At 69.8% G+C, this 12,414-nt stretch carries 10 protein-coding genes; 3 read left to right on the plus strand and 7 right to left on the minus strand.

From position 1 onward, the window contains the following. Positions 1-43 precede the first annotated feature (43 nt). Together OG588_RS20390 and OG588_RS20395 are read right to left on the minus strand one after the other, a co-directional pair. Positions 44-2,266: an MMPL family transporter gene (locus tag OG588_RS20390; protein ID WP_405948541.1), complete on the minus strand. Its 2,223-nt coding sequence runs from the start codon at positions 2,264-2,266 to the stop codon at positions 44-46. 122 nt (positions 2,267-2,388) lie between these two features. Continuing rightward, the gene (locus OG588_RS20395; protein WP_405948542.1) at positions 2,389-2,988 is read right to left on the minus strand and encodes a TetR/AcrR family transcriptional regulator; all 600 of its coding nucleotides are present in this window, start codon (positions 2,986-2,988) and stop codon (positions 2,389-2,391) included. Positions 2,989-3,201: 213 nt separating this feature from the next. Here OG588_RS20395 and OG588_RS20400 point away from each other — a divergent pair, with 213 nt between their 5' ends. Continuing rightward, positions 3,202-6,456: a S41 family peptidase gene (locus OG588_RS20400; protein WP_405948543.1), complete on the plus strand. Its 3,255-nt coding sequence runs from the start codon at positions 3,202-3,204 to the stop codon at positions 6,454-6,456. 126 nt (positions 6,457-6,582) lie between these two features. Here OG588_RS20400 and OG588_RS20405 read toward each other — a convergent pair whose 3' ends face one another. The 4 genes from OG588_RS20405 to OG588_RS20420 all read right to left on the minus strand — a co-directional run bounded on the left by OG588_RS20405 (position 6,583) and on the right by OG588_RS20420 (position 10,246). Beyond that, on the minus strand, positions 6,583-6,780 hold the full coding sequence (locus OG588_RS20405) for a hypothetical protein (protein ID WP_266857980.1): 198 nt from the start codon (positions 6,778-6,780) through the stop codon (positions 6,583-6,585). Positions 6,781-6,873: 93 nt separating this feature from the next. Further along, a complete protein-coding gene (locus tag OG588_RS20410; RefSeq protein ID WP_405948544.1) occupies positions 6,874-7,785 on the minus strand; it encodes an SDR family oxidoreductase in 912 nt (303 codons plus the stop codon). Next, positions 7,782-8,717: an alpha/beta fold hydrolase gene (locus OG588_RS20415; protein WP_405948545.1), complete on the minus strand. Its 936-nt coding sequence runs from the start codon at positions 8,715-8,717 to the stop codon at positions 7,782-7,784. The genes OG588_RS20410 and OG588_RS20415 overlap by 4 nt, the downstream gene beginning before the upstream one ends. Further along, positions 8,714-10,246: a flavin-containing monooxygenase gene (locus OG588_RS20420; RefSeq protein ID WP_405948546.1), complete on the minus strand. Its 1,533-nt coding sequence runs from the start codon at positions 10,244-10,246 to the stop codon at positions 8,714-8,716. The genes OG588_RS20415 and OG588_RS20420 overlap by 4 nt, the downstream gene beginning before the upstream one ends. A gap of 183 nt (positions 10,247-10,429) precedes the next feature. Here OG588_RS20420 and OG588_RS20425 point away from each other — a divergent pair, with 183 nt between their 5' ends. Then, complete coding sequence (locus OG588_RS20425) at positions 10,430-11,077, plus strand: MerR family transcriptional regulator (protein ID WP_405953172.1); 648 nt, start codon at positions 10,430-10,432, stop codon at positions 11,075-11,077. Here the strand turns inward: OG588_RS20425 and OG588_RS20430 are convergent. Continuing rightward, entirely contained in the window at positions 11,065-11,868 is an 804-nt protein-coding gene (locus OG588_RS20430; protein WP_405948547.1) for an exodeoxyribonuclease III, read from the minus strand. The two genes, OG588_RS20425 and OG588_RS20430, sit on opposite strands and share 13 nt — an antisense overlap. 68 nt (positions 11,869-11,936) lie before the next feature. Here OG588_RS20430 and OG588_RS20435 point away from each other — a divergent pair, with 68 nt between their 5' ends. Beyond that, positions 11,937-12,413: a GNAT family N-acetyltransferase gene (locus OG588_RS20435; RefSeq protein ID WP_405948548.1), complete on the plus strand. Its 477-nt coding sequence runs from the start codon at positions 11,937-11,939 to the stop codon at positions 12,411-12,413. Position 12,414 lies beyond the last annotated feature (1 nt).

Consider the following 12,414-nt stretch of genomic DNA (forward strand, 5'->3'; position numbering starts at 1 on the left):
GCAGATCAGTTGCCCGGTGCCTCAGTGCCTCGCGGCAGCCGCCTCAGGCCCGGACCAACTCCCGGTCCTCGTCGGGATCCGCGTTCGTGGAGTCGAGGTCGCGCAGGCCCTCGCCCTCGACGTCCACGTTGGGGAGGATCCGGTTCAGCCACTCCGGGAGCCACCATGCCCGCTTGCCGAGCAGGGCCAGCACCGCGGGGACGATCGCCATGCGGACCACGAACGCGTCGAAGAAGACCGCGACCGCCAGACCGAAGCCGATCATCTTGACCATGGACTCGCTGGAGGTGATGAAGCCCGAGAAGACCGCCATCATGATGACCGCCGCCGCGGTGACGACCCGGGCGCCGTGCTTGAACCCGGTGACGACGGCCTGGCTGGGCTTCTCGCCGTGGACGTAGGCCTCGCGCATTCGGGTCACGAGGAACACCTCGTAGTCCATCGCCAGGCCGAAGACCACGCCGACCAGGAAGATCGGCATCATCGACATGATCGGACCGGTCTCCTCCACACCGATCAGGCCCGACAGCCAGCCCCACTGGAAGACCGCGACGACCGCGCCGAGCGAGGCGAGCACGCTGAGCAGGAAGCCGAGGGCCGCCTTCAGCGGGACCAGGATCGAGCGGAAGACCACGATCAGCAGCAGGAAGGCCAGGCCGACGACCAGGGCCAGGTACGGGATCAGGGCGTCGTTGAGCTTCTGCGAGAAGTCGATGTTCATCGCCGTGGTGCCGGTGACCAGCACCTGCGCGTCGGTGTCGGCCTTGATGCCGGCGCCTTCGTCACGGATGGAGTGCACCAGGTCCTCGGTCGTGACCGACGACGGCTTGGAGTCGGGCACGACGGTGATCGTCGCGGTGTCGCCGGCCTTGTTGAACATGGCCGGACTGACCGAGACCACGTCGTCGAGGGTCTTGATCTTGTCGGTCACCGTGGTGGCGGCGGCCTTGGGCGCGTCGCTGTTCTTGGCGTCCACGACGATCATCAGCGGGCCGTTGAAGCCGGGACCGAAGCCCTCCGCGAGGAGGTCGTAGGCCCGTCGCTGGGTGGTGGACGTCGGCTGCGAGCTGTCGTCGGGCAGACCCAGCTGGAGCTGGCTGGCCGGCAGCGCGATCGCGCCGAGGCCGAGCACGCTGAGGATCAGGACGGCCGCCGGACGCCGTACGACGAAGCTCGCCCAGCGGGTGCCCATGTTCGGCCTGGCCGCCTTGGCCGCTTCCTTGGCGCTGCCGCCGCCCAGCCACTTGGCCTTCTCGCCGGTCGGCTTGATCCTGCGGCCCGCGTAGCCGAGCAGCGCCGGGATCATGGTCAGCGCGATGAACACCGCGACCACGACCGTGCCCGCCGCCGCGACACCCATCTTGGTCAGCATCGGCACGTTGACGACCGCGAGACCGGCCAGCGCGATGACGACCGTGAGGCCGGCGAAGACCACCGCCGAGCCTGCCGTGCCTACGGCCCGGCCTGCCGCGTCCTCGCGTTCGCGGCCCTCGGCCAGTTCGGCCCGGTAGCGGGACACGATGAACAGCGCGTAGTCGATGCCGACGGCGAGGCCGATCATCATCGCGAGCGTCGAGGTCGTCGAGCCCAGGTCCAGCGTCTTCGCCAGGACCGTGATCGTCGAGACGCCGATCCCCACCCCGATGATCGCCGTCAGCAGCGGCAGGCCGGCCGAGACCAGCGAGCCCAGGGTGATGACGAGGACCACGGCGGCCAGGGCGATACCGATGATCTCGCCGACGCCCATCTCCGCGGCGGCCTGGAGCGCGTCACCGCCGACATCGACGGTCAGCCCGGTGGCCCGGGCCTCGGCCGCGGCGTCCTCCAGGGCGTCCTTGCTGGCGTCCTTGAGTTCCATGCCGGCGACGTCGTACTTCACCGAGGTGTAGGCGACCGTCCCGTCCTTGCTCACGGCGTTGGTGGTGAACGGGTCGGAGACGGAGACGACTTCGGAGCCGTCGGCCAGTTCCTTCACCGTCTTCTCGACGGTCGCCTTGTTGCCGGCGTCGGTCATCTTCTCGCCGCTCGGCGCCTTGAAGACGACGCGTGCGGTGCCGCCGTCCGAACTGGAGCCGGGGAAGCGCTGGTCCAGCAGGTCGAAGGCCTTCTGGGCCTCGGTCCCGGGTATGGAGAAGGAGGTGGAGCCCGCTGCGGGCGCGTTGGCCGCGCCGACTCCCGCGAGGGTCAGCAGCGCGATCCATAGGAGGGCGACGTAGTGCCGTCGCCTGAAGGCGAGACGGCCGACTTTGTAGAGGAACGTGGCCACGAGGGCGTACTCCCGGTCAGGTCGTGGGGTTCTTCGGGGCAGGGGTGATCAACCGGTTGGGGACACGGGTGATCGGCCCGACGACGTGAGCGGTTACGTCAGGTGGGCGTGCTGTGGGTGTGTCAGGTGGTGGGCGCGCCGAGTGCGGGGAGCACGACGGCGTCGATGTACGAGGTCAGGTAGGCCTGGGTCGGCGGCTCGTCCTCGATGATCGTGCGGGTGGCGAAGGCGCCGATCATCATGTGCACCACGAACTCCAGCGCCGGGCAGTCCGCACGGACCTCGCCCCGGTCGACGGCGCGTTGCATGACGATCCGGAACTCTTCCATCTCCGGTTCGACCAACAGCTCGCGGAACGCCCGCAGCAGGTCGGGGTTGTTGTGCGTCGCCATGGCCAGACCCCGCATCAGCGCGGAGTTCTGTTCCATCCGGCAGTCGTCCTCGCGGACCACCATGGCGTGCATGTCGCCCCGGAGCGATCCGGTGTCGACATCGGTGGCCCGTCCCGGCTTGCTGTGCCGCATCGCACGCACGACCAGCTCGGCCTTGCCGCCCCACTGGCGGTAGAGCGTCGCCTTGCTGGACTTGGTGCGGGCCGCCACGGCGTCCATGGTGAGGGCGTCGTAGCCGACTTCCCGGAGCAGGTCGAGCACGGCCGCGTACAGCTCGGCCTCGCGCTCGGGTGTGATGCGACTGCGACGCGCCGTTGCGACTTCAGTCATGCCACTCACCTCTCCGGATCCGAACGAGACGGTTTCGTACCGGCCTCGCGTAGTCATGAATGTAGCGCACCTTCCAGCGAAACGAAACCGTTTCGTACGTGTGGAGAGTCACCCACCGGTCCCCCGTCGGGTCACGCGCTGGGTCACGCGCTGAGCCAGCCCGGCGATTTTTCATAAGTTGCTCTGGTCCGTCCCCCGGAAAAGCATAGGGAGGTGAGCTATCTGCGCCTGCCGCACCTCAGTGGCGACCTCCTGAGCTTCGTGGCCGAGGACGACCTCTGGCTGGCCCCTCTCGACGGCAGGGGCCGCGCCTGGCGCCTCACCGTCGACCGTACGAAGGTCGGTCACCCCCGCTTCTCCCCCGACGGCCGCCACATCGCGTACACGACCTGGCACAGCCTGGTCCCGGAGATCCATCTCGCGCCGGTCGAGGGAGGCCCCGGCCGCCGGCTCACCTACTGGGGCAGCGCCGACACCCAGGTCTGCGGCTGGACCCCGGACGGCGACATCCTCGCCGTGGCCTCGCACGGCGAGCCGTTCTCGTACTTCACCTGGGCCCACAAGGTCCCCACCGACGGCGACCCCGGCGGCCGCCTCCCCTGGGGCCCGGTCTCCGACATCCAGCTCGCCGACGTCGACGGCGAACTCCAGACCCTGCTCCTCACCGGCACCCCACCGCACGAACCCGCCGCCTGGAAGCGCTACCGCGGCGGCGCGATGGGCCGCCTCTGGCTGCACGGCCGCCGCCTGCTCGCCGACCTCGAAGGCCACCTGCACTCCCCCATGTTCGTCGACGGCCGCATCGCCTTCCTCTCCGACCACGAGGGCATCGGCAACCTCTACTCCTGTTCCTACGACGGCTCCGACCTCCGGCGCCACACCGACCACGACGCCTTCTACGCCCGGCACGCGGCGAGCGACGGCACCCGCGTCGTGTACCAGTGCGCCGGTGACCTGTGGATCGTCGACGACCTCTCCCCGACATCGGCCCCCCGCAAGCTGGACGTGCGGTTGAGCGGGCCCCGCGCGGGCCGCCGTACGTACCAAGTCCCCGCCGCCCAGCACGTCGACGGCATCTCGGTCGACGAGACGGGCCGTGCGAGCGCCGTCGTCGTACGCGGCAGCCTCTACTGGCTCACCCACCGCGACGGCCCGGCCAGAACCATCACCGACACCCCGGGCGTACGGGTCCGGCTCCCGGAGATGCTGGGCTCCGGCGGACAGGTCGCCTACGTCACGGATGCGGACGGCGAGGACGCGATCGAGATCGCCTACCTCCCCCGCGCCACCGGCGACCGCGAGCCCCGCCGACTCGCCTCCGGCGAGGTGGGCCGCGTACTGGAGCTGGTGTCGGACACGGCGGGCGAGCGCCTCGCGATCGCGGCGCACGACGGACGCCTCCTGCTCCTGGACGCCACGGAGGACTCTGGGGGCACCTCCCGGACGGAGTCTGGGGGAGGCGAAGTGACGGAGCTGATCTGCTCGATCAACGGCCCGGTACGGGACTTGGCCTTCTCCCCGGACGGCAGCTGGCTGACCTGGTCCCACCCGGGCATCGGCCGCTCGCTCCGCCAGATCAAGATGGCGCGGATCAAGGACCGTTTGATCGTCGACGTCACCAACGGCCGCTTCGAGGACGAGAATCCGGTCTTCACGCGGGACGGCCGCTACCTCGCCTTCCTCTCCTGGCGCGGCTTCGACCCGGTCTACGACGTCCACACCGGCGACCTCTCCTTCCCGCTCGGCTGCCGCCCCTACCTCGTCCCCCTCTCCTCGGCCACGCCCTCCCCCTTCGCACTGACCCCGGAGGGCCGACCGGCCGCCGGAGGCCTGGACGCGGCGGAGGACGACGAGGGCGCGGACGGCGCGGTGATGGTGGAGGTGGAAGGACTGGAGAGCAGAGTCACCCCCTTCCCGGTCTCGGCCTCCAAGTACTCGGCGCTGTACCCGGTTTCGGGCGGCGGACTGGTCTGGCTGCGCTGGCCGATCTCGGGCGCGCTGGGCGAGACCTTCGCCAACCCGGACGACACCAGCGGCCGTCCGACCCTCGAGTACTTCAACATCAGCAAGGCGAAGAAGTCCGAACTCGTAGACCACTTGGACTGGTTCGCGGTGAGCGGAGACGGCACACGACTCGTCGTGGTCGACGAGGACGAACTACGCGCCGTCCCCTCCACAGAGTCCGGCGACAGCGACTCGACGGTCTGGATCGACCTGCGCCGCATCCTCCACGAGGTGGACCCGCCCGCCGAGTGGCGCCAGTCGTACGAGGAGGCGGGCCGCCTGATCCGCGCGTACTACTGGGACCCGCAGATGTGCGGCATCGACTGGACCGGGGTCCTGGACCAGTACCGCCCACTGGTCGAACGCGTGGCGTCCCCCGACGACTTCGCGGACCTGCTCCGCGAGGTCCTGGGCGAGTTGGGCACGTCCCACGCCTACGTCACCGCGTCCCGCCGCAACGAGGGCCCGCCCCACTACCAGCGCCGACAAGGCCTGCTGGGCGCCAACTTCGTCCACAGGGAGGGCGGTTGGACGGTGGCCCGCATCCTCCCCGGCGAGTCCTCCGACTCCAAGGCCCGCTCCCCCCTGGCCGGCACCGGCATCCGAGAGGGCGCGATCCTGACCCACGTGGACGGCCGCCCGGTCGACGAACTCACCGGCCCGTACCCCCTGTTGGCAGGCGCGGGCGGCACAACGGTAGAGCTGACCTTCACCCCGGCGGAGGGAGAAGGCAGGGCCCGCCGAGTCGCCGTGGTCCCCCTCGTCGACGAACGCCCCCTGCGCTACCAGGACTGGGTGGCCAAACGCCGGGCGGTGGTACGGGAGTTGAGCGGCGGCCACTGCGGCTACCTCCACATCCCCGACATGGGCGGCTCCGGCTGGGCCCAGTTCAACCGCGACCTACGCCTTGAGGTGTCCCGCCCGGCCCTCATCGTCGACGTACGCGGCAACGCGGGCGGCCACATCAGCGAACTGGTGGTGGAGAAACTGACCCGCACGATCCTGGGCTGGGACCTGACCCGCAACGCCCAGCCGGTGTCGTACGCGTCAAATGCCCCCAGGGGCCCGGTGGTTGCCCTGGCCGACGAGGCAACATCCTCGGACGGCGACATGATCACCGCCGCCTTCAAACTCCTCAAGCTCGGCCCGGTGGTAGGCCAACGAACCTGGGGCGGAGTGGTCGGCATGACCGGCCGCCACCAACTGGGCGACGGCACGGTGATCACGGTCCCGATGAACGCCGCCTGGTTCGACGCGTACGGCTGGTCGGTCGAAAACAGGGGCGTGACCCCGGACTTGGAGATCCTCCGTACCCCGCTGGACTGGGCAGAAGGACGGCACGCTCAGCTGGACGACGCGATCCGGCTGGCGCTGGACCTGTTGTCCATCCACCCGGCGGCGACTCCGCCCGACTACTCAGCCGTCCCGGACCGAAGCAGACCGAAGTTGCCGCCACGCTCTTGAGAAACAGAGGGGCGATTTCCTTAGGGGCGCGGGGAACTGCGCGACCAGCCCCCACCGGGCCGCCACTCAACAACGAAACGTGGGGCGCCCCCAAAACACAGGGCGCCCCACGCAAACAGACCTCAACTACACGTCGTAGTCCTGGTCCATCTCCTGGTCCATACGCTCCCGCGCACCCTGCCCCTGCCCCTGCCCCTGACGCTCAACGTCCTCGTCCCGCTGCTGACCCCGGTCCCGCGCCTGGTCCTTGCCCTGGTCCATACGGTCCTTGGCCTTGTCCGCGAGGTCCTTGGCCTTGTCCTGGAACTGGTCCTTCATACCCATGTGGGTTCACTCCCGTACTGAGGGGGGGGACTTGTGGGCCCCTTGCTGGGGCCTCGACCAGATTCACACGCCAGGACAAACCCCGCATTTCGATCAGTCACCCTCCGTGACACGCACCGCGGCCCGTGCCGCAGCCCGCGCCGCTTCGTCCGCCGCCCCACCCGCCCCCACAAGCCCCGACCGCATCCCCTCCAACCGAGACCCGAACCGCCGCATCTCCCGCTGCCCCACCGCCCCGATGACCCCCGGCAGATACCCCCGCACCCCCTGCATCCCCCGCAACCACCACTGCCCGTACACATGACTCGACCGCCGCTCGATCCCGGCAACGATCCGGTCCACAGCCGGCCCCAGCGGATACGTCTTGTTGGACGGCCAGGGCAACCGCTCCCTCAACTCCCGCATGACCGCGTCCTGATCAGCCCCCCGCACCATGTCCGTGTCGGTCCACGACAGATACCCGACCCCGACCCGCACCCCCTTGTAACCGACCTCGGCCCGCAGACTGTGCGCATACGCCTCGACCCCGGCCTTGGACGCGCAGTACGCGGTCATCATCGGCGCCGGAGTGATCGCGGCCAGCGAGGCGATCTGCAGCAGATACCCCCGGCTCTCCATCAGCACCGGCAGAAACGCCCGCGCGGTCACCGCGGACCCGATCAGATTGACCTCGATCACCCGCCGCCAGGCGACCGGATCGGAGTCGAGAAAAGGCCCACCACTCGCGACACCCGCGTTGGCGACGACGATGTCGACCTTCCCGAACCGCTCCTTGACCTCACCCGCCACCCGAGCCATCGCCTCGTGATCGGTGACATCGGCGTACCAGTGATCGCTGTCGGTGTGCAGCCGCTCGGAGACCTGCTTCAGCGCATCCGGTTCCAGCCCGACCAGCGCCAACTTGGCCCCGCGCGCGGAGAGTTTGCGGGCGAGGAGCTCGCCGACACCCCGCGCGGCCCCGGTCACGACCGCGACCTGACCCTCCAGACCCACCCTGCTGCTCATGCGCCCTCCTTGACCTGATCGCCCTGACTCAACTGCACGTACGTCGCGGCCAGTTCACGAATCTTCGCGCTGACCAACTCCGGCGCCTCGACAGGCGTCATATGACCGAGCCCGGGAAGTTCGGTGATCCCGATGCAGTTGGGCAACGCGGCGACCAGCGCCCGCGCATGCACCGGCGGCGTCATCCGGTCCGCCGTACCGACGAGGACGGCCGTCGGCACCGCCAACTCCCGTACGCCGCCGTCGAGATCGAGCGAATCAAGCACCCGCGACCACGCGTACCGCACCGGCGCAGGGCACGCGTGCACGATCCGCGCGCACGCCTCGACCATGTGCGGGGCCGAACCGGGGCCCATCGTCCCGTACTTGAGGATCCGCCGCGCGACCGGCGTGACCGGCCCGAGCGGTGCCCGCGTCCCCAGTATCTTCCGGGTCAGCCGGGTCCGCATCCGCCCGGCCCGCAACGGCACCACGAGCGACTCGTCGACCAGCCGCGAACTCCCCGTACTGCACAGCAGAACGGCCACCGCGTGCTCCCGGAACCGCGTCCGCCCGGCAGCCGCCAGCACGGTCATCCCGCCCATGGAGTGCCCCGCGATCACCACCTTCTCCCCGGGCGCGAGCGTCTCCTCCAGTACGGCTTCCAGGTCGTCGGCGAGCGCGTCGGTACTGTGCGCGACGGCCACCGGACTGCGCCCGTGACCCCGCTGGTCGTAGACGATGACGCGGTGATCGGCTGCCAACTCCCGTACCTGCGCGGCCCAGAAGGCCGTGGAGCAGGACCAGCCGTGCGACAGGACGACGGCGGGCGCGTCCTCGGGTCCGTGCACCTCGACGTGCAGCCGGGAGCCGTCGGCCGAGGTGACGGTGAGCTCGCGGGCGGGGACGGGCGGGGCGTAGGGCCCGGAGGAAACGTGCATGAGACGACTCACGCGCTGGCCACCTCCGTCTCCGTTACGGTCTCCGTAGCTGTCTCCGCCTTCTTGTCGGCAGAAACCCGTACGACCTCGTACTCCGTGAGGTCAACTCGTCTTGTGGCCTTGCGGAATTCGGCCGTGGTGCCGGGCCAGATGGTGGTGTTGAGGCCGGAGGCGTCCGTGTACCAGCTCGTGCAGCCGCCGGTGTTCCACACCGTGCGCTTCATCCGTTCCTGCACGCGCCGGTTCCACGCGCTCACCGCGCTCGGCCGGGCGTCGAGGGCGACGCGGCCACCCAGGACGTCCAACTGCCGTACGTAGTCGGCGAGATAGTTCAACTGGGACTCGATCATGAGGATCATGGAGGAGTTCCCGAGGCCCGTGTTGGGTCCGATGATGGTCATCCAGTTGGGGAACCCGGCCGCGGAGGCACCGCGCAGGGCCTGCATCCCGCCCTGCCACGCCTCGGCCAGCGTCCGCCCGTCCGCGCCGACGACCCGGTCGGCGATCGGCATGTCCGTGACGTGGAAGCCCGTACCGAAGACGATCGCGTCGACCTCGGCCGTACTGCCGTCGGCGGCGACGACGGTCGACCCGCGGATCTCGCTCAACCCGCTTGCCACGACGTCGACATTGGGCCGGGCGAGGGCCGGGTAGTAGGTGCTGGAGAGCAGGATGCGCTTGCAGCCGATGCGGTAGTCGGGGGTGAGCCGGGCGCGCAGGGCCGGGTCCTTGATGGAGCGGGCCATGTTCCGCTTGGCCAACTGCTCGACCATTCCCAGCTCGTTGGGCCGCTTGGTGAACGCCTGGACCTGCAACTCCCGCAGCCCCCACAGGAGTCCGCGCCGCGCCTGGGTGGTGAACGGCAGCGCGCGGTGCACGGCGCGTTCGGCGCCGCTGATGGGGCGGTCGACGCGGGGCATCACCCAGGGCGGGGTGCGCTGGAAGAGGGTGAGGCGCCGCACGTCGGGCTGGATCGCCGGCACGATCTGGATCGCGGAGGCGCCGGTGCCGACCATGGCGACGCGTTTGCCGCGCAGGTCGTAGTCGTGGTCCCAGCGGGCCGAGTGGAAGACCTTGCCGGGGAAGGAGTCGAGCCCCGGGATGTCCGGGATCTTGGGGTCGGAGAGCGGCCCGGTGGCGGAGACGACGAGGTCGGCGGAGTAGGAACCGCCGGTGGTCTCGATGTCCCAGCGCAGCCGCTCCGCGTCCCAAGTCATCATCTTGACCTCGGAGTTGAAGCGGATGTGCGGCCGGAGCCGGAAGACGTCGGCGACGTTCTCCAGGTAGGCGCGGATGTGCTCCTGCCCGGAGAAGGTGCGCGGCCAGTCGGCGTTCGGCGCGAAGGAGAACGAGTACAGATGCGACGGTACGTCGCAGGCGCAGCCGGGATAGCTGTTGTCCCGCCAGGTCCCGCCCACGCTGTCGGCGCGCTCCAGGACGACGAAGTCGGTGACCCCCTCGCGCCGCAACCGCACCGCGGCCCCCAGCCCACCGAACCCGGACCCGATCACCGCCACCCGCACATGCTCGCGTTCGGTCATCCCGTGTCCTTCCCTACGACCACAAAACCGCGCCAGTGAACACTGGCGCAATCGGAGCGTAGGGCAGCTTCGTACTCATGGGTAGGGGGCGGGACGACGAAAGTTACCGACGGTACGACGTAAAGTGCGGGCGTGGCGGAGAAGGCAGAACGGGCGGAACCGGCGGAGAAGCGCGAGTACCGCATGGAGGAGTTGGCCGAGGAGGCCGGCATCACGGTGCGCACCCTGCGCTTCTACCGCGAGCGCAAACTCATCCACCCGCCGCGCCGGGAGGGCCGTATCGCCTGGTACGACGAGACCCACCTGGCCCGCCTGCGCACGATCTCCGCGCTGCTGGAGCGCGGCCACACCCTCAACGGCATCGCGGAACTGGCGGAGGCCTTCGACCACGGCCGCAACGTCGGCGAGCTGCTGGGGCTGGGCGCGCCGACCGAGGAGACGCCGGTCCGGCTCACCCCGGAGGCCCTCGCCGACTACTTCGGCGACCAGGCCACCCCGGAGAACTTCGCCGCCTCGCTCGAACTCGGCTACCTGGGCACCGACGGCGGCGAGATCGTCCACATCAGCCGCCGCCTCCTCGACGTCACGGCCGCGCTGGTCCGCGAGGGCATCCCCCTCGCCGACGTCCTCAGCGCGGGCCGCCGCGTCCGCGCACACGCGGACGCCCTCGCGGAACTCTTCACGGACATGGTGCTGGCACAGGGCGGCCGCACGACAGCGGACCTGCAACGCCTACGACCGCTGGCGAAGAGCGTCGTAGAGGCGGAACTGTCGATGGCGATGGACCGGCGGCTACAGCAAGGCGACGGTCAGGGACCTCAGAGGTCGTAGACCACCGTCACGGGCGCGTGGTCCGACCAGCGCTCGTCATGCGTGGCCGCGCGCTCGACGTACCCCTTGACCGCCTTGGCGGCGAGCCCGGGCGTGGAGACGTGATAGTCGATGCGCCATCCGCTGTCGTTGTCGAACGCCCGCCCGCGGTAGGACCACCAGGAGTAGGGCCCCTCGACGTCAGGATGAAGCGCGCGGACGACATCCACGTACCCACCACCCTCGGCGTCGAGGACGCTGCCGAGCCACTCCCTCTCCTCGGGCAGGAAGCCGGAGCTCTTCTGGTTGGCGCGCCAGTTCTTGAGGTCGGCGGGCTGGTGGGCGATGTTCCAGTCGCCGCAGACGACGACCTCGCGCCCGTCGGCGGCGGCCCGCGCGCGCAGCTCCTTCAGATGGACGAGGAACTCGCCCATGAAGCGCACCTTCTCGTCCTGCCGCTCGGTGCCGACCTCGCCGGAGGGCAGGTACAGGCTCGCGACGGTGACGCCGGGGAGGTCGGCCTCGACGTACCGGCCGCTCCCGTCGAACTCGGCCGAGCCGAAGCCGATCTGGACGCGGTCCGGTTCGCGGCGGGTGTAGAGGGAGACGCCGGCGCGGCCCTTGGCGGCGGCCGGGGCGTGCACGACATGCCAGCCCTCGGGGGTGCGGACGTGCTCCGGCAGCTGCTCCGGCTCGGCCCGCACCTCCTGCAGACAGAGCACATCGGCGGAGGTCCCGGCGAGCCACTCCACGAAGCCCTTCTTCGCGGCGGCCCGCAGTCCGTTGACATTTACTGAGGTCACAGTGAGCACTCCGGCACGATACCGGCACACTGGACGGAGTCCGGATCCCCACAAAGCGTAGAAGTGTGACACTCGGCATGAACATACGTACCGTCCCGTTCGACCACCCCGACGCCGTCAAGCTGAACGACCAGGTCCAGGCGGAGTACCACGTCCGCTACGGCGACGGCGGCGACGCCACGACCCTGGACCCGACGGACTTCGAACCCCCGAACGGCATCTACCTGATCGCGTACGACGCCAACGACGACCCCGTCGCCACCGGCGGCTGGCGCTCCCAGGACGCCAACGGCGAGGGCAACGAGGACGGCGACGCCGAGCTCAAGCGCATGTACGTGATCGAACAGGCCCGCGGCCTGGGCCTGGCCCGCCGCATGCTGGCCGCCCTGGAGGAGAACGCCCGCGCGGCCGGCCGCACCCGCATGGTCCTGGAAACCGGCACCAAGCAGCCGGAGGCCATCGCCCTCTACACGTCCAGCGGCTACGAGCCCTGCGTGAAGTTCGGGTACTACCGCTTCCACGAGGACAGTCGGTGCTTCGCGAAGGTGCTGTGAG

Origin of the sequence: Streptomyces prunicolor, from assembly GCF_045162825.1 — a bacterium.
Lineage (GTDB): Bacteria > Actinomycetota > Actinomycetes > Streptomycetales > Streptomycetaceae > Streptomyces > Streptomyces prunicolor.